The following is an 18,997-nucleotide window of genomic DNA, read 5'->3' on the forward strand; positions in this document are numbered from 1 at the left end:
CGTCATTTAAAAGATTTCTCTTTTTGCGCTTGGCTTTTGTTCAGTTTTAAAGGAACAATTTTTCTCCGAGTTACTTTAACAGCAACTTTTATATTATATCAAGCTATCAATGTGTTGTCAATAACTTTTTTTAATCCATTCTCGTCTCTTTTCAGAGCGACTAAATCATTATAGCACGATATAAAAATAGAATCAATAGATTTTAAAAAGATTGTCGAAGTCTGGTAATCAGCGACGTTATTAATCATACCACCCCTTTCAATGACCGTCAATTGTTTTCTGTTTCCAATTTATGCTAACTAAGGTTCTCCTTTTCTTTTATAGAAAGAGAGCACAATTTATTGCTTCTTTTAAATTCAATTGACCCTGGCCAAAATAACACTCTTTTCCTTGAACAAAGTAAAAACCCTTTTACTCAATTACTCCCTCTAATTTATTAAATTTCTTTTATGCTTTTTTCTCCACCTGAGCACTTTTAAGGCAATATTATTAATATAGAAGATACACTATATATTGAGGTGAATAAAATGATACGTTTAAGTATACTGGATCAATCTCCTATCCCTAGTGGCAAAACAGCCGTAGAAGCTTTTGCCGATACTACCCGTTTAGCACAAGAGGCAGAGAAAATGGGTTACACTCGTTTTTGGGTATCCGAGCACCACTTTAGCCCGAGTTTAGCTGGGTCAAGTCCTGAGGTATTAATCAGTCATTTAGCTGCTAAGACATCCCATATTCGTGTCGGTTCAGGAGGCGTGATGCTCCCTCATTATAGCCCATACAAAGTTGCTGAAAACTTCCGAGTCCTTGAAGGTTTAAATCCTGACCGAATTGATCTTGGTTTAGGCCGGGCTCCAGGAGGCATGCCCTTAGCGACACGTGCTTTACAAGAAGGTCATTTTTCAAATGGTGATCCATACCCCGGGCAGATTGCTGATCTCATTACTTATCTCTATGACCTTGCAGATCATAATCACAGATTTTCTGGTTTACAAGCGACACCATTAATTGAAACGGTCCCTAAGATGTGGCTTTTAGGATCTAGCGGAGGAAGTGCACGAATTGCAGCCCAACAAGGTACGGGTTATGCCTTTGCACATTTTATCAACGGAAATGGCGGTGAAGATGTCATGCGTTGGTATCACAGTCGTTTTCAACCTTCTATATTAAATGAAACGCCACAATCCATTGTTGCCATTTTTGCTATTTGTGCTGAAACTGAAGAAGCAGCACAAGATTTAGCACGGACTCTAGATATTTCGTTGTTGCAACTTGAAAAAGGTGAATCTTCAAGAAGATATCTTTCTGTGGAAGAGGCGAAGGATTATCCTTTAACAGACTATGATCAATACCGCATTGCGGAAAATCGTAAACGGATGATTGTTGGTACCAAAGATCAATTAAAAAGTAAGATTAACGAAATGAGTGAAACTTATCAAACAGAAGAATTTATGATCGTCACCATCACTCATGATTTTGAAGATAAACTTAAATCTTATCAGTTACTATCTGAAGCCTTTCAATTAGCAAAAGCTTAAATATAGAAAACCACTTTAAATAAGCAGTCCAATTGGTACATAGATATCATCTGCGATACAATAACTCATGAGGTGAGAACTTTGACTAAGAAAGAAATAGAAGATCTTTTAATCGATTTGAAGAGTGATTACGTGCGTGTACAAGGGGATTTAGAAAAGATGGAAGCTACAGTTGGTAACTCTGCATCTGCGGAAAAGGAACTTGTTCGTATTGAGGAAGAAATGAAAAAACTGAGAGCACAATTATCACAAATGTAAAAATCCTGGCTACCCACCCCTGCTTAATCACAGGAGAAAAGATTTTCCTACTTCAGCTTATACTTGCATCATTCAATAATAACAGCCTCCATTTTTGGAGGCTGTTTTAATGCCAATAATATTAAAAAGCAAGACTAAAAGTCCGTAAGAATATGATTTATGACCATAATCACACTAATAATGCATATACCACATCCACTTATAAAAAGTGTCCAAAAGGAATAGATCCGAAAAAAGAACTTCTCCTCTTTTTTCTTAAAGAAACTGAGAATAGTACCGATGAGAGCAAAAATAAAAAAAATAATGAGGTAAATAAGAAGCCAAGTCAAAGGTGCTGTTAAATATTCTCTTGCCCAATGTCTAACTGCCGGAGCAAACATCAAAACAAACAAACCAAGGAGACCAACGATTGAAGCAATCAAACTCCCGATGACAAACACCGTTTTCAAAAGAATCCCTCCGTTTCCCTCAACGGGGTCTCTATAAGTGTTAAATCACTATTTTTATATTCAATGACTTTTTTAGAATTTCACTCACCGAATTAACTAAGCTGATAATAACTATTTTAACTGATTAAAACTTTTATTTGAGCGTCTTTATGTAAAGGGTGCCTTAACATTTGAGGCACCCTCCCTGAAAGCCAGCATTTCCGCTGGCTTTTCTTACAATTGATGCATGTAATAGTAACAAAATCCGCTGAACATGACGAGAAATACAAACACATAAAGGACCATAGCTTTCTTAAAAACATTCATGACACAATACCCTCCTTTAAATGCTTAAGATAGAGAAAGCGAATAAGGAAGAAATAAATAATTTGAATGGCTACAAAGAACAACAATACCCACAACGTGGCTGAGAAAATGGAAACTGCAAACAGACTTTGCAAGGCAACAAAAGCAAAAGCACTATGGATGACCGCGACGAGAATCGGAACAAAAAAGAGTAAGGACAGTTGAATGGTTACGGTTCTATTCAGCTCTTTATTGGTCAATCCGATTTTAGTAATCGCACGATAGTGATGTTGATCTCTTTCTAAATCAGCATACAGTCTAAAATATAAGAAGCTTCCCGCTGCAATAAAGAAGACAGCCCCGATTAAGAGAGCAATAAAAAACATAATGCTATACATTTGTTCCGATAATTTATACTCCTCACCAGCAGAGGTATACTTGTAAGGCAATGACGTTTCAGGGTTTTTCTTAAATTGCGCCCTAATGTTTTTAGAGAGCGCCGCTCCGATCCCATCCGTCGCTTTCCAATCCTTGACCTTGTACCCAACAAAAGTAACAGGTGTGGTGGGATATGGATTATTTTTGTTAACATGCGATTGTAACTGGTTAAAGACAGTTCCCGAGACCACGAGACTACTGGAATCGAAATATTTATACAGCACAAGGTTTGTGACGCCCGCTATTTTTAACGCTTTTCCACTAGGTTCAAGCGTGGTAGATGATATTGGATGTTTTTTCAACTCTTTCGCCCCATCTATTGAGGTAGGAACGACGTACGCCTCATTATCACGTACTTTAAGCGGGCTAAATCCAAGTACTTGGGCAAAACGATTATAATCTTTTACCGATATAAGAGTGACCGGTATCTTTGTTTTTCCACTGTCCTGTACCTTGGTCGTTAAGGACAACTTTTTATATGAGAGATGCTTCGCTTTTAAATCTTGCTCTATGGTTTGTAAATGTTGATGAAATGCTTGATCACCTGGCTCTGAAACATAATTGATGGCGAATGGAAATTCTTTTGCAAATTGTTTATCCATACTCTTCATTGCCGCAAAGGACCCTATTGCACAAAAGGCGACTGTTGAGACAATCGAAACCAGAAAGAACATCCGGGCGTTATCCTTCATTTTATAGGCTAAATCGCTTAAGGTGATCATGTTCGTTGATCGTAAGTAAAAGTTTTGTTTTCTTTTTAAAAGGCGAATCACAAAAATACTCAATTGTGAAAACAGAAAATAGGTGGTGACAATAGTTAAGGGCACAACCATAAGCAAGCGTTGTCCAATATTATTGGTTGTTGTCGTCACTGATAAATAGTAAGCCATAACGAGGGCCACGGCCGTCAAAAGAGACACAATAACTGATGCTTTCGGCTCTTTCCGCGGTTTTGTTGTGCCTTTAAGTAAATCAATCAATTTACTGCTCCGTATAAATAAAGGCGTCATCATTGAAATCACAAGAAATAACACAAAGAAAGCGACCAGCGTTAAAATCAGTGGCTTCCATGAGAGATAGAATGGTAAGTCAACAAAATGCATGATGTGGGCGCCGAGCATGAGAAACACCTTAGCAAATACTATACCAAAACCGATACCGACCACCACCGCCGAAAAGCCGATTAACATATTTTCAAGAAAAACCAAACTGTTTAATTGCCGTCGACTCATCCCATGCATCATTAAGATGCCAAATTCCCGATGACGCGTTTTAAGGAAGGCACTGACTGAATACAAAATGAACAGGAAGGAGAAAACATAAATAATATACTCCGCAACCTTCATCCCTTCCACCGCAATTTGCTTTGTCACACCTTCATTCACTCCAGGATGGAAGATAAATAAGGCATAGACAAAGAACACTAAGACCGAAAAGGCACTACTCAAGAAGTAAGCGGCATATGTTCTCTTATTACGTATGACATTATAGATCGCGAATTGTCGAAAGGTCACCCGATTCCCCTCCCAACAATGAAAGCACATCTAAGATTCTTTGATAATACGTTTTTTGATTATCACCGCGATGGATTTCATTATAAAGTGCCCCATCTTTAATAAAAATCACGCGCTGACAATAACTTGCCGCTTGCGGATCATGGGTCACCATTAATTGTGTTGTCGCAAACTCCTGATTGATGTTACTCAGCGTCTGCATGACATCTTTAGATGCCTTCGAATCTAAATTTCCTGTCGGTTCATCTGCAAGAAGTAGCTTTGGAGAATGAATAATTGCCCGGGCAATGGCCGTCCGTTGGGCTTGCCCTCCTGAGATTTCATAGGTTCTTTTATTTAAAATCGACTCGATTCCTAATTTCTTAGCGACGGTCTTGACCTTTTCTTTCATGATCTTGACACTTACTCTTTCTAAAGTCAGCGGCAAAACAATATTTTCTTCCACAGTCAAGGTTTCTAAGAGATTAAAATCTTGAAACACGAAGCCAAGCTCTCTTCTTCTAAATGTCGCTAAATCATTTTTCTTCAGCTTAAATGGGTTCTTCCCGTCAATCAGAATCTCCCCGGCTGTCGGTCGATCAATCGTTGCAATCATATTAAGAAGTGTTGTTTTTCCACTTCCTGAAGGACCCATAATCCCGATAAATTCTCCTTCACTTACTTCAAAACTTATATTCTCAAGCGCACGGTGGGACACTTTCCCTTCGTACACCTTCGTCAGTTTTTTTACACTGAGCACCTTGAACACTCCCTATCTCTTATGATCGATAGTTTTAGTGTACAGCGAGTGGCATTCTCCAACTATCGGGTTACCTTTCATGAAGCTTACACTTTTGTAAGGTTATCAAATGCATCCTTCATAATAAGCCTTATGGTCGTGCCTTTTCCTACTTCAGAGATGAGCTCTAACTCATGATTAAGACGACGGCAAATTTCCTTAACAAGATATAATCCCATCCCGGTAGAGCCCTGATATTTCCTACCGTTTTCTCCCGTATAAAAGGGTTGAAAGACCCGCCGCCTATCCTCTTTAGGAATACCTATCCCTTGATCTGTTACTTCTAGCGCCACACTCCTACTGTCAATTCGATACCCTTTAATGACTACTTTCTTGTCCTCTCCCCCTGAATATTTCACCGCATTAGTTACCAATTGTCCGATTAAGAACGGTAACCATTTGGCGTCAGAGGCCGCCGTCAAATCCTGGGGAATATCGATCACAGGATAAACATGATGACGAATAAAGAAGCGTTTATTGTCTTGAACAATGTGATGGGCCACGCCATGTAACTGCAGACGTTCTACTCTAAAATCCTGGCGGAAATCTTCTAATCGCGCCACATATAAAGCCGTTTCAAGGCCTTTCGAAAGCCGATCTAATTCAACTTTTATGTCACCGATTCTCGGATCTTCCTCTTCTTGAAGAATGAGTTCAATCACAGAAAGCGGTGTCTTCATCTCATGGATCCATTGATTAACAAAACGATAATAGTCTCGCTGCTGGTTATAAAATTTTTCAATACGCCCTTGATAAAGCTGGTACTGACGCACGAGTAATGCTTTAAAAGCCCTGGTCAGCGAGCTGTTGGTTTCGACATTCATCGTTTCTTCTAGATCAGCTTCCTCTTTTTGCAAATGTTGATAGAAAGAACGATTGTTTAGATAACGTCCTACAAGAAATAAAGCAAGTAAGAATAACCCTAAAAGGATCCCATAGAGAGCAATCCACGGATGCTCATTCCCTTGTAACCAATAAATAAGGAAGAGTAAAAACAGCTGGAGGCTATTAAAGAGGATGAGGGAAAAATGGTCTTTAATATAGAGTCTCATCGTCACCCGCACCTTCCCAATTCGTCGTCATCCGATACCCTGCTCCGCGCACAGTTTCAATCCCATTTTCAATTCCGATGTCTTTTAATCGTTTTCTCACCCGTGTCACGTTTACATTTAAGGTATTTTCGTCGACAAAAGTTTCATCATCCCAGAGTTTTTCTAGAAGGTAGTCCCGTCCAACGACTTTTGGAAAACGCTTCATCAACGCCTCTAAAAGAATGGCCTCTTTCTTCGATAACATCGTCTTATTTTCACCATAACTGACTTCCATTCTCTCTATGTAGAGCTTTAGCCCATGGAGATCTAACACACGTTCATTCGCCGTTTGGGCATAGTCTCCATAAACCCTTCTCAGCTGACTTCTAATTTTGGCTGTGACCACCTCATAATTAAAAGGCTTGGTGATATAATCATCCGCCCCATTTTCTAAGGCCATCACCTGATCCATTTGTTCCGAGCGTGCAGAAAGAAATAAAATGGGACAAAGCGATACTTTCCGAATTTGCCTGCACCAATAATAGCCATCATACTTTGGCAGGTTAACGTCTAACAAAACCAGCCTAGGCTGAGCCTGTTGAAAACTCTCCATCACTCGACTAAAATCCACGACTCTTTTCACACTATACCCATACTTTTCAAGATGCTTTTGCAACAATTCCCCGATTTTATTGTCATCCTCAATAATTAGTACTGTCGTCACCCTTAATTCTCCCATCCTTCGCTTCCTCTTTTAATACGAAAACCGATTGTCTTTTGTTCAGATTACAAAAAGATCGTTTATAATGCAAAAAGCCGGGGGAATCCCCGACTTTTTATGGTGCCCCAACAGTATCTGCATTTGTCGTAAAACTTGTTTCAGGGGCTAATTTTAATATTTTCCTTAGCTGTCCACTCACCTGTTCTAAGTTTGTTCCATCCGGAATATAGTAGGAAAGACCATTCACCATTTCATCTTGTCCTTTTATTTCAATGGTATTCATTGAAGACTTTTTCATCGATGAGTATTGCTTTTCAAGCGCATAAATTTCTTTGGCATTAAGATTTGTCTTTACATGGTCCCCAAGTATATCCGTAATTTGTCCAACTTTGAAGATGGTCCCCGCTGAAATCGCCTGATTCACTGTCGCCTTGAGAAACTGACGTTGCCGCTCATCTCGAGAATAAGAAGCATTCACTGCCCGTTTTCTCATCCGTACAAACGCCAGTGCTTCTTCACCATTAAGGTGAGCCGGTCCCGCTTTAAAAGTAATGTGTTTATTATGATTATATATGTCCTTTTCCCAGAAACCTTCTTTTATATTTATATCCACACCCCCTAGAGCGTCGACAATTTCCCTAAAACCATCAAAATCCACCGCAATAAATTTATCAATGGGAATATCAAGAAGCTTCTCAACGGTTTCAACCTGTAGCTTTTCGGCACCGTAATCGGTGATAGAACCATAAGTATAGGCTGCATTGATTTTATGCATTCCCGTGTATTGACCCGCGTGTTCAATGTTGACCCGGGTATCCCTTGGGACAGTTACGATTGTCATCTTGTGAGACTCCGGATCCATTGTAATGACAATCTGCGTGTCCGCACGTCCGTCCTTGCCTCCAGTTGAATAGTTTTCCACACCCATTAATAGGATAGAGAACGGGTCCTTACCTATCGTTATGGCTTCATCTCTTAAATCGGATTTATTGCCCGTTCTTCCTAAATCCACTTGCGAATCATTTAATGCATCATTCGCTTTGTAAAACACGTAGATCCCATAAGCGACCACGATAAGAAATAGGATGATGAGAATCAAAAGCAGTCTCTTCAACCATTTCCCTTTTTTCTTTTTATGTTTTCTTCTATCAATTCTAGAATCACTCAAAGTAAATGCCCTCGCTTTAATTCATTGTTATAGCTTTTACAACTATATAGACGTTTTTTCTTAAAAAGAGTTTCAATTCGAGGAATAAAATTCACCTAGCTCCTCTTATAAAAGCAATCACCGGACACTATGACATATATCGACATTTATTATTTTAGTTTATAGTAAAACATAAATTTTTATGCTTGCTTCTCCAAGAAACCTTAGGGAAAACACAACCTTTTATTGGCCTAGAGCTTATTCCTGCTTGGGCCATTTTCTCCGTTCAAGTTCAAACCATGTCAATGATATCATCTTAAGGTGGAATAAAGTAGAGGCTGGCACAGAAGTCTTTCACTTAAAGAAAAATCCGAACATTCTTTTTTGAATGAACGGATTTTACTTCATACTTAGCATGAGGCCAATCGCTCCGTCAAAAGACTTCGCTTTCTACGGGCATGGCCTCAGCTCACTTTGGAGTGGGTCTTTTAGGTTACTTCACCAGTCAACTTCGAGTTGATCCGAGAAAGCTTACTTCGAAGCAATACTCGTAGACGCAGGAACAGGGGGGCTTTTAATCATAAATACTTTGGAGGCTGATTGCTGTTCCCGCAGGACAAAGGAAAGCAACGAGGCGAATCATCTTCGCAGAAAAAATCGTCGTCTCACGATTTTTGAGTCTCCGTATTTTGACTACGCTCTCCTTTTCCTACTCAACCTTTGAACTTGCATGGTTCGGTATTTGTCTTCATTATTTTGATTTGTCCTGGCTTCACTGATCCAATATATTTTGGTTGATAAATCGAATAACATCCCCACGACTAATTACTCCCACTACCCGACCTGCTCGGTTAATGACAGGAATTTTTTTATAATGATGGCGTGATAGAATTTTTAAAGCCTTTTCAAAAGGATCATCAGGATATACATAAAAAAGTTTCCGATTCGTCATTATCTTTTCTACCGTTTCATTCATTACTTTCATAATTGATTCTTTTGCCTGCTGTTTCTCTAACAATAAAACCATGGAGTAGAAATCGATGACGGTTTGTTCCTTTGGAGATAAGGCTCGAATGACATCGCCATCGCTGACCATGCCCACAAGATTGTTTTGATCATCGACCACAGGAACGCCACCAATTTTATTTTTAACAAGCTTGCGCAAGAGTTCACGTACTGTTTCATCTTTTTTTACTTGAATAACGTCATATATCATAAAATCTCTAATTTCCACATTGCTCTCCCCTTTCTTACCACTACTCCCTTATATAAATTCTTACTTATATTGTATAGAATGATAAGCAGAAAGTCTAATTCCAATATTCCTTTTAATCATTCTATTCCTATATTGGTTACACATACCCGCCCATGCCCAATAACTACTTTTCTTCACTCTGAATAATGAAGAAAGGCGAAGTCAAATCTATAGACCAATTTACCCCTAAAAAGTTATAGTGGTAATTGAATGTTTTTTGTAGGAAAGGATGGCATACCGTGATAGAAAAAGAACTTGCAAAGTATCCTATTTCAGATAAATTAAAACACCAATTGCTAGGACGTCAGTCAACAAACCACGAAAAATTCAAAGAGAATATTGGCCAGCCAGGCTATACGGCCCCTGACCTTACCCTTGTCAGTGATGCCCTTCTCGCCCTTGCTCTTGGTAAAAATGTCTTATTAAAAGGACCAACAGGGGCTGGAAAAACACGATTAGCTGAACTTTTGTCCTTTTTATTCCATCAACCTATGGCAGCGATCAATTGCTCCGTAGATTTAGACGCTGAGGCCCTACTCGGCTATAAAACGCTGAGTTATACAAAGGAAAACCAACCCGAAATTACTTTTGTCCCCGGCCCAGTAGAAGTTGCGATGCGTCAAGGGCATTTCCTCTATATAGATGAAATTAATATGGCAAAAGCTGAAACCTTACCCATTTTAAATGGCGTATTAGATTATAGAAGACAGGTTTTGAATCCCTTTACAGGAGAGACCGTGCGCGCGGCCCAAGATTTTGGGGTTATTGCTGCTATTAACGAGGGATATATCGGGACAACCCCTTTAAATGAAGCGTTAAAAAACCGTTTTGTCGTCATAGAAGTTCCTTATTTACAAGGGGATGCCCTCCTCCAATTACTCAAGGAACAATCACTCCTTAAAGACGAAACACTGCTTAAACGGTTTGTGACCTTAAGCCGTGACTTACTTTCTAAAGTAAAAGAAGGACAAATTGCCGAAGAAGGGGGCTCCATCCGTTCGTTACTGGATGCCTGTGATCTCGCTTCCGTTATTCCCCCCCTCCGCGCAATCAAACGAGCTATTGTTGATAAATTAGAAGATGAGCGCGAGCAGACTGCGGTTCTCGATATTGCTGAGACATTGTTTTAGTCATCCCAAATCGTCTTCGAAAAGGTGAGAAGCAATGAAATTTTTTAACAACTTGGAACCTAGAACTGACCCCTTTATAAAATTATCCTTGACTGATTTGGCTCAAACACTATCAGAACAGCCAAATTTAGAAGTGGAATACGCCTTTCATTCTGCGTATAAACCGCATTTAAATCGCATCAGTATTGCCCACTATTGGGATCGATTGCTTGATGAACGAAAAAAAGATGGCATGAAAACAGATGTGTACTTACGTGCTTTTGGGCAAATACGATTGACCCACTTTTCCGTCGTTAAGGCCTATCTCATGAGCGTTGACGATAAAAATCATCCCCTCTTTCGTAAACAGCTTTATTTTTTATTAGATGATCTTCGGCTTGAACAACGTGTTAGCAAAGAAAGACCTGGGATGAAACGCGCTTTCAACTCTCGTCGTGATCTTTTACAAAAACGTTATCGTGAACGGCTTCAATACCATCTTTCTCGCCATGAAGCACTGGATGCCCTTTTTTGTGCGATTTATTTACAACTGACAGAAAGGCCTGTTGCTCTTCCAACAGAACTTGCTTATTTAAAACCTCATATTCGGAATCTCGTCGCGCCATTAAAGACTTCGCTCCAATCTGAGGATATCATTGACCTTACAGAGCACTTTTGTCAGCACTTCGATGAGACGCTTGCAGATATGCATACCGCCTATCTGAATACAATCGATTTTGAGCAACACACACAAAAGGAACAGACAATACAAGAAAACCATGATGTCGTGAGCGTAGAATCCAAGGAAGTTGAAGATAAAGAGGATAAGCATACCGAGGAAGAAACGCTACCTTCCTGGCATCAAGAACAAGAACAGAACGGGGATAACTTTCTACACTTTGACCTAGATGAAGGTTCAGCAACAGATCTTCTTGGTGAAGGTGAGCGCGAAGCTGAGTCGGGTGATCAAGCCTTTGCAAGCGTCCAGGGGCAATCTCAACAAACTGAAGGCAACCAATTCGATAAATCCCCTAGCTTAAAAAAGGAAACCACTCATCCTGGTGGTGGAGCTGTTCACAATGGTTATGCCAATGTAAATCAAGCGGTTCAGGAACATATAATCCAAGCGAGAAAAGCAACCTTAGAAGAGCTTCACCGCTACCAGCAGATCAAGAGCGATATTGCGAGCATCCAAAAAGGACTCCAGCGTTCCATTCAAAGAGCGATTGAACAAAAGCAAAACGCACCAAGATCTGATCTCTATTTTGGTCGGATGGGCAAAAAGCTCCTCAGAGTTTTGACGGAAGATAATCCTCGCCTCTTTGTCAAAAAACAAGCTGAAAGTAAAGAACTTGACGTTACATTTTCACTCTTAGTGGACAGTTCAGCCTCAATGTATGACAAAATGGATGAAACCCATGAAGGGCTGGTATTATTTCATGAAGCTCTTAAAAGTCTTAATATCCCCCATGCCGTCACGGGTTTTTGGGAGGATGCCCTAAAAGCGAATCAGAAAGAGCAGCCGAATATTTTTAAAGAGCTTATTCCTTTCGAAAAGTCACTTTTAAATACAGTGGGTGTGAACCTTTTGCAAATAGAGCCTGAAGAAGATAATCGTGACGGTTATGCGATCCGTTTTGCGGCCAAAAAATTACTTCGTCGTCCAGAAAAACGCAAAATTTTACTTGTATTCACCGATGGAGAGCCTTCTGCTTTTCATTATGAAGATAAAGGCATTGTCGATACTCATCAAGCTGTAAATGAAGCACGCAAGCAGGGCTTAGAAGTCATTGGGGTTTTCTTAGGAAGTCAAGAAACAGCTACCCGTGAAAAAGAAACGATGAAAAGTATTTATGGCCGCACGAGCTTAGTCATTCCATCGATTGAAGAAATTCCAGGCGCTATGATTCCTTTATTGAAAAAGCTCTTACTTAATGATTAAAACGGAAAATCGAATTTCGACAAGCAGAAATCAGCAAAAGCGAAAGATTGTCTGATCTTGTATAGAAGAGCCTAATCCTCACGAAAAATACTGATTCTCATGAAACAATTGACGAGAAGAACCGGGTATAAAGACTGGTTCTTCTTGTTTAAAATATTGGATTTACTCCCTCCACACGCCTTTTTATCCTAGAAACACAAACTTTAACACTCTTGCCCTCATAAATTATAATAGCATCTTCTAAAACCTTTATGTTAGGATGTGGAAAATGCAAACACGAAAAAATTCCATGGCTCAAGGCATAGATGTGAGTCATTGGCAAGGAACCATTGATTGGAACAAGGTAAAAAAAGCGGGAAAGAGTTTTGTCTTTATTAAAGCCTCTGAAGGAACAACCTTCAAAGACCCGATGGTAGAAAAGAATTACCAGGGGGCGAGTGAAGCGGGGCTTTCTGTTGGCTTTTATCATTTTGCACGCTTCAAAAATAGCGATGAAGCACAAGCTGAGGCGCAGCATTTCCTTAAAACAATTGAAGGGCTTCATTCCCAGCTACCCTTTGCTCTTGATTTGGAAACAAATGATCACAAGCTTTCAGCTGATGCCTTGTCAAAAGCAGCCATTGCTTTTTTTAAAACAATTAAGCAGCAACACCCCAAACAACCAGTCGTAGTATACACGTACACTCATTTTGCAAAAACACAGCTTGATTCATCATTGGGCGCCTATCCACTATGGATCGCTCACTATGGCGTCAATACACCTGGAGACAATGGCATTTGGGATAAATGGCAGTATTTTCAATACTCTAACAAGGGAAATGTCCCTGGAATAAAGGGTGCAGTAGATCTTAATGTTACGGCTACTTCCCTACCATCTCCTAAACCTGGTCCGAAAAAGAAATACTATACAATTAAAAAAGGAGACACCTTTTGGGCATTAGAAAACCAATTTAATCTTCCACACGGCACCCTGCAAAAACTTAATCCTAATGTTGATCCCAAAAAACTTCAGGTGGGCCAAAAGATCATCATCGGTCCCGTTAATGATACCGGGGGGCAACCAGATAATAATAAAGCCATTGTCCCTTATCCTGGACACCTTATTCAAGTGGGTTCGACAGATCGTGCCAATATCCGCAGAATCCAACGGGCAGTCAAGGTGAAGGTGGATGGCATTTATGGCGAACAAACCAAAGCGGCTGTTATGGCTTATCAGAAAAGACACGGTTTAAAAGCAGACGGTATTGTAGGACCCGAAACTTGGAACACCCTCTTCTAAAACATAAAAAGGGCCAGACATCACTCCATGTCTGACCTTTTTTATTATCAATTGTGCTAAATTAAATAGCGTAAATAAACATAAATCGTTGAAATAATAATGGATAAAATCATTAGTGGAAAAGCGACTTTCATAAAGCCCACAAAAGAAAGATCATGTCCTTCCTTCTCAGCCATTCCAGCCACAATAACATTAGCACTTGCCCCAATAAGGGTTCCGTTACCACCCAAACAAGCTCCTAAAGCTAAGCTCCACCATAATGGATGAAGGTTGTCGATCCCCATCTCCCCCATATCCTGAATCAAAGGAATCATCGTCGCAACAAAAGGAATATTATCGACAAACGCTGAAGCAATGGCACTCATCCATAAAATGAGCAATGAGGTCTTCGTTACATCTCCACCTGTTAAATCGATGGCACCAGATGCAAAAGTCTCAATGACTTTTGTATCCACGAGTGCCCCTACAAGGACAAATAATCCCATAAAGAAGAAAATAGTCGTCCATTCCACATGCTTAAGCGCATCTTCTAAATGCTTGCTCCCTGCTAAAAGTAATAGCAAGAAAGCACCCGCTAAAGCAACGGTAGCCGATTCAATGTGCAAGGATTGGTGCATGAAGAAGCCTATAATTGTGAGCCCCAATATAATTAAACATTTCACTAAAAGCTTGGAATCCTCAATCTGCTTCTTTTCGTCCATGCCCATGATTTTAAGTTTTGCGGCTTCTGTTGTAATTAACTGCTTGCGATAAAAAACCGCAAGAATAATTAAAGTGATAATGCCAATGACAAACGCAATCATCGCGAGCTCGTTAATAAAGTCGATAAAGGAAATATCCTCGACTCGACTTCCAATCATAATATTAGGCGGATCACCAATCATCGTGGCGGTTCCCCCAATATTGGCGAGCATGATCTCTGACATCAAGTAAGGGATAGGTGAGACCCCTAATTGCCGAGTAATACTGAATGTTACAGGAACAATCAAAAGAACCGTTGTGACATTGTCTAGAAATGCGGAACCCACTGCTGTAATCAGGGAAAGAATGATTAATATTTTAAGAGGATCTCCCTTTACTCTTTTTGCCGACCAAATCGCAATATATTTGAACAATCCTGTTTCGGCGGTTATTGAGACGATAATCATCATACCTGTCAAAAGTCCTAAGGTATTCCAGTCAATGTGGTGGATGGCCGATTCCTGGGTCACAAAATGGCAGGCAATCATGACCAATCCTCCAATCATCGCCACAATCGTCCGATGAATCTTCTCCGAAACAATAAACGCATAAGCAATGACAAATAGCCCTAAAGCAATCAATGCTTGATCTGTCATCTCCCCACTCCTTCCAAATTTTCACATAAACCCTTGAATTTCACGCTTCTTTACATTTTCTTACAATTTTATAAAAGACAAAAGGAGCCTGTCAATGACAGGCTCCTCCGGTAAAGAAACGTATTCAAAGTTTTAAGAGGACTAAGATATTAGTCTTCTTTATCATAACATGAAGCGTTCATGGATGCCAAAGTTTTTTGTGAAAACTATGTGTCATTCTCTGTATAAAGCTTCTCCATAATTAAAGCCCTTCATGCTAAGAGCGGCGACTTTCTTTTAAAAAAGTTCAGAGTAGATCAGGTAAAAATTCATGTAAGCTGTAAATCGTTTTACCGTCACGCCCTGTTGTTGTCTCTGCTGTAATAAGTGCGTTTAAAATGGCTTCTTCTGTCGCCTCCACTACTGCTTGAAAAGCTTCTTCAATATCTTGATCAGCCATCATGGCCAAGGTTAGAGGTTTTCCCCGAAAATCATGAGGGATAAGATGTGCTGTTGAAAACCCGATCACAATATCCCCGCTCCCATTCCCCATATAGGAGCCCGTTCGTCCTAAGCCAATACCTGCTCGCTTGATTACTCGCTTTAATTGCCGACAAGATAAAGGAAGATCTGTCGCGACTACCATCATGATGGAGCCCTGATCCTTGTGGTTGCCTAATTCACTCATTCCTTCTTTCTCTGCTATTCGTTGACTAAGACGGTTCCCCACTGGTTTCCCATTGAGAATAAAATCGTTCGTCCTCCCAAAATTCGTCAGTACAAGAACCCCTAAGGTATATGTATGATGAGCAATAGAAAAACACCGAGAAGCTGAGCCAATCCCACCTTTAAGCCCCATGCATACCATTCCTGTTCCTGCCCCAATACTTCCTTGCTCGAATTGCTGGTCTGCTTTATTTAAGGCGGATAAAACATCCTCTTTCTTTACATAACCCGCTCGTATATCATTGAGAAGCATATCATTGCATTCTCCTACGACAGGATTAATGGTTCCCGTTGTGCGTCCGATGTCTGGATTTTCCTTTAACGCCCTATCAATCAGTGCTTCCGAAGCGGTCGGAACGCTTAAAGTATTGGTTAAAACAATCGGTGTCTCAATCGTTCCTAATTCATCAATCTGAATAGTCCCTACGGTCTTACCAAAACCGTTAAAAACATGACTTGCCGCGATCACCTTTTCTTTAAAAATATTACCGGGATGGGGTTTAATCACCGTTACCCCCGTTTGTTTTGGCCCCTTTTTTAAGGTCTGATGCCCGACCATCACCCCAGCAACATCTGTAATGGCATTTTGTTTCCCTATATCCATTGAGCCAATAATAATACCGTAATCTCTAATAAAAGCCTTCTCTTGCAAAAACCATCACCCTTTCATTAAGAAAACGGAGGTTAAACATGTTGAAAAGAGTGTGTTCATTTTCCTTCAAACACAGCTTAACCTATCCATCTGTTTTAAGATTATGATAACTTAAAGGAGTGATCAGGTCATTACAATTAAGAAAGGCAATGAAAATTATCAGGACGGTGGAGCTCCGCTTCAGAACGTTCGCTTTCCTTATGCCCGCAATCAGGGTCCCCGAAGGATGTTCTTTACTTTTTGTTTTTAAAATTTTTTCAACGCTTTCATCCACTGGCTTGCTAGAATTTTATAAATTATATTTTGAAAAAAGACAACCGTAGTAGGCTGCCTTTTTTCTTCATCAACTTCCTTCGCCATGATTTTGGCGGGAATGATTGCGATTTTTTACTTTTTTGGAGCCACTTAAGGGTTTGGGCTGCTGTGTGTTATGCTGACGTTTGCGTTTATCTGCCATGACCAAGCTCCTTTCAATCATCGCACATATTAAGTATGTGGGTTTTAAAGCAATTTTATTTACATCAAGACGAGACGTTTTTTTCCATCGTTATTGTTACGATAACCAGCGATTTTGACGTAAAAGTTGTTCCTTATCAATTTTTCTATCGGTCATTATACTCACACTTACGAAAACAATGAAAGAAAAGACGACAGGTAAAACAACGGGATTCACGCCTAACGGTTCACTTATCCAACCCCATTCCATAAAAGATTGAATAACAACATAAAGAACGACACCGGTAATCATGGAGGCAAGCGCCCCATAGGCATTCCCTTTTCGCCAATAAAGACCGAATAAAATCGGCCAGATAAAAGCTGACTCTAATCCACCAAAGGCAAACAAATTGAGCCAGATCAACAAGTTAGGGGGGTGAATAGCCATAATAAACACTATAACCCCAATGATAGCGGTCACCCAATGACTCCAGCGTCTCACCGTAGGTTGCTGCATATTTGGCTTAATATAATTCAAAATAATATCCTTTATAATTGAGGAACTCACAAGTAATAATAACGCATCCACGGTCGAAATAATAGCGGCCATAGGAGCAGCTAATACAATACCGGCAAGCCATGGAGGAAGTACCTTCATCGCTAATAGAGGCATCACTTCATCCCCAACTTTAACACCTGGAATCACCGCACGTGCAAAGGCTCCAGTGAGATGCATCCCTAGCATGATTACCCCCACCACAATGGTGCCAATAATAATAGCTCTATGCAAAGACTTTGAATTTTTATAGGACATTGCCCTAATCGTAATTTGTGGTAAGCCAATGACTCCAACGCCAACAAGAATCCAAAAAGAAGACACATAAGCTGATGATAATTGATGGTGAGGACCATAAGGTGTAATCAGACCAGGATCTGCTGCCCTCATCTGGTGAATGATATGGGGAATACCACCCCCAGCAATAATCGTCCCGATAAGCAATATCAATGTACCAGCAAACATGATCGTCCCCTGAATCATATCTGTCATCGCCAGGGCACGAAAGCCACCAACAACCACAAAAATCAAGGCTGCAAGTGTAAAAATAAATAAAGCGCTTATGTATGGAAGCCCTGTAATTGATTGGATTAAGCGACCACCCCCAACCCACTGGGCAGCCATAGAAGCAAAAAGAAAAATAACAATACTCACGGCCGCAAAAATAGCCACCCACTTGTTATGATAGCGGGTTTTCAAAAAATCGATCATAGTTACAGCCTTCATTTTCCGGGCAACAATGGCAAATTTCTTTCCTAATACCATTAAAGTAAAATACCCGGTGACCACTTGAATGGATGCTAAGAGTACCCACCCTAAGCCCACGTTATAGGCCGTCCCGGGTCCACTCAAAAAACTACTCGCACTTCCATAAGTGGCCACCATCGACATCGCTAAAATAAAGCCACCTAACTGCCGACTCCCCAGAAAATACTCCTGTAAAAAATCCGCGGGTTTTTTCGTAAACTTACTCATATAAAGGCCGACCAATAAAATAATGATAAGAAAGAGAAATAAAGTGACAACGACCCAGGTATTCATGATAGATCATCACGCTCCTCTTCCCCATCATCTAAAGGAAAGTCCTTAAACGTAAATTTGACACAAACGATCACGAGTAGGGTCACGACAATAAAGCCAACGACACAGCTGTAAAAAAACCATGCAGGGAGACCAAAAATATAATGATATTCCGAGATGGGTTTAGACCCTAATCCATAGGCAAAACTATACCACCAAATAAAATTAAAAAGAGCTAACCCTACACCTATCCAAGCCTCACGATGCGCAATTCGAAAGCGAGGATCTCGGATTTTATTCTGGTGATACATGGTTACACCCCCTTACTAAAGAATAGCCATATTATATCATGTTCATGAAAAGGCGTTAAAATTCTTAGCTTAAGTAAACAAAACAACATCGATGGAACTAAAAGGGGGTGACTTTAAAAGAGTAGTTCTTTAGGCATCTATTCTTCTCCCTTATTTCCCATTTTTTAAAAGTCACCCTTACTGCTTTGTCATGATTATTCTTTTTTATAAACTTCCATACGATGCATCCAGGAAGAG

At 40.1% G+C, this 18,997-nt stretch carries 17 protein-coding genes; 5 read left to right on the forward strand and 12 right to left on the reverse strand.

Going from position 1 to position 18,997, the window contains the following annotated elements:
- Positions 1-527: 527 nt before the first annotated feature.
- Together IEV91_RS12410 and IEV91_RS12415 are read left to right on the forward strand one after the other, a co-directional pair.
- Positions 528-1,538 (forward strand): LLM class flavin-dependent oxidoreductase, encoded by a 1,011-nt coding sequence (locus IEV91_RS12410; protein ID WP_188497732.1) that lies wholly within the window; start codon positions 528-530, stop codon positions 1,536-1,538.
- 81 nt (positions 1,539-1,619) lie between these two features.
- Positions 1,620-1,796 carry an SE1832 family protein gene (locus IEV91_RS12415; protein ID WP_188497733.1) on the forward strand — a complete coding sequence of 59 codons (177 nt, stop codon included), beginning with the start codon at positions 1,620-1,622 and terminating at the stop codon, positions 1,794-1,796.
- A gap of 134 nt (positions 1,797-1,930) precedes the next feature.
- Here the strand turns inward: IEV91_RS12415 and IEV91_RS12420 are convergent, their stop codons facing one another.
- From IEV91_RS12420 to IEV91_RS12450, 7 genes are all read right to left on the reverse strand, one after another.
- On the reverse strand, positions 1,931-2,245 hold the full coding sequence (locus IEV91_RS12420) for a hypothetical protein (protein ID WP_188497734.1): 315 nt from the start codon (positions 2,243-2,245) through the stop codon (positions 1,931-1,933).
- 302 nt (positions 2,246-2,547) lie between these two features.
- Complete coding sequence (locus IEV91_RS12425; RefSeq protein WP_188497735.1) at positions 2,548-4,482, reverse strand: FtsX-like permease family protein; 1,935 nt, start codon at positions 4,480-4,482, stop codon at positions 2,548-2,550.
- Positions 4,454-5,221: an ABC transporter ATP-binding protein gene (locus IEV91_RS12430; protein ID WP_308420037.1), complete on the reverse strand. Its 768-nt coding sequence runs from the start codon at positions 5,219-5,221 to the stop codon at positions 4,454-4,456. The genes IEV91_RS12425 and IEV91_RS12430 overlap by 29 nt, the downstream gene beginning before the upstream one ends.
- Before the next feature lie 86 nt (positions 5,222-5,307).
- The gene (locus IEV91_RS12435; RefSeq protein WP_188497737.1) at positions 5,308-6,312 is read right to left on the reverse strand and encodes a sensor histidine kinase; all 1,005 of its coding nucleotides are present in this window, start codon (positions 6,310-6,312) and stop codon (positions 5,308-5,310) included.
- On the reverse strand, positions 6,296-7,015 hold the full coding sequence (locus IEV91_RS12440) for a response regulator transcription factor (protein WP_188497738.1): 720 nt from the start codon (positions 7,013-7,015) through the stop codon (positions 6,296-6,298). Before IEV91_RS12440 ends, IEV91_RS12435 begins: the two co-directional genes overlap by 17 nt.
- A 112-nt stretch (positions 7,016-7,127) precedes the next feature.
- Positions 7,128-8,180: an LCP family protein gene (locus IEV91_RS12445; protein ID WP_188497739.1), complete on the reverse strand. Its 1,053-nt coding sequence runs from the start codon at positions 8,178-8,180 to the stop codon at positions 7,128-7,130.
- Positions 8,181-8,931: 751 nt separating this feature from the next.
- On the reverse strand, positions 8,932-9,393 hold the full coding sequence (locus tag IEV91_RS12450) for a CBS domain-containing protein (RefSeq protein WP_188497740.1): 462 nt from the start codon (positions 9,391-9,393) through the stop codon (positions 8,932-8,934).
- Positions 9,394-9,656: 263 nt separating this feature from the next.
- On the opposite strand from IEV91_RS12450, the gene IEV91_RS12455 reads away from it, so the two are divergent.
- The 3 genes from IEV91_RS12455 (at position 9,657) to IEV91_RS12465 (ending at position 13,744) form a co-directional block, all read left to right on the forward strand.
- Positions 9,657-10,544, forward strand: a complete 888-nt coding sequence (locus IEV91_RS12455; RefSeq protein WP_188497813.1) for an ATP-binding protein — start codon at positions 9,657-9,659, stop codon at positions 10,542-10,544.
- A gap of 34 nt (positions 10,545-10,578) precedes the next feature.
- Complete coding sequence (locus tag IEV91_RS12460) at positions 10,579-12,465, forward strand: vWA domain-containing protein (protein ID WP_188497741.1); 1,887 nt, start codon at positions 10,579-10,581, stop codon at positions 12,463-12,465.
- 268 nt (positions 12,466-12,733) lie between these two features.
- Positions 12,734-13,744: a GH25 family lysozyme gene (locus IEV91_RS12465; protein ID WP_188497742.1), complete on the forward strand. Its 1,011-nt coding sequence runs from the start codon at positions 12,734-12,736 to the stop codon at positions 13,742-13,744.
- 56 nt (positions 13,745-13,800) lie between these two features.
- Here IEV91_RS12465 and IEV91_RS12470 read toward each other — a convergent pair whose 3' ends face one another.
- The 5 genes from IEV91_RS12470 to IEV91_RS12490 form a co-directional block, all read right to left on the reverse strand.
- Positions 13,801-15,081, reverse strand: coding sequence for an ArsB/NhaD family transporter (locus IEV91_RS12470; RefSeq protein WP_188497743.1), 1,281 nt, complete (start codon positions 15,079-15,081; stop codon positions 13,801-13,803).
- 286 nt (positions 15,082-15,367) lie between these two features.
- Entirely contained in the window at positions 15,368-16,438 is a 1,071-nt protein-coding gene (locus tag IEV91_RS12475; RefSeq protein WP_229745581.1) for a DmpA family aminopeptidase, read from the reverse strand.
- A gap of 343 nt (positions 16,439-16,781) precedes the next feature.
- Positions 16,782-16,895 (reverse strand): small acid-soluble spore protein P, encoded by a 114-nt coding sequence (locus IEV91_RS12480; protein ID WP_308420038.1) that lies wholly within the window; start codon positions 16,893-16,895, stop codon positions 16,782-16,784.
- A gap of 96 nt (positions 16,896-16,991) precedes the next feature.
- Positions 16,992-18,470 (reverse strand): sodium/pantothenate symporter, encoded by a 1,479-nt coding sequence (gene panF, locus IEV91_RS12485; RefSeq protein ID WP_188497745.1) that lies wholly within the window; start codon positions 18,468-18,470, stop codon positions 16,992-16,994.
- On the reverse strand, positions 18,467-18,760 hold the full coding sequence (locus tag IEV91_RS12490) for a YhdT family protein (protein WP_188497746.1): 294 nt from the start codon (positions 18,758-18,760) through the stop codon (positions 18,467-18,469). Before IEV91_RS12490 ends, panF begins: the two co-directional genes overlap by 4 nt.
- Between the last annotated feature and the right edge of the window lie 237 nt (positions 18,761-18,997).

This window comes from Pullulanibacillus pueri (genome assembly GCF_014639255.1).
Taxonomy (GTDB): domain Bacteria; phylum Bacillota; class Bacilli; order Bacillales; family Sporolactobacillaceae; genus Pullulanibacillus; species Pullulanibacillus pueri.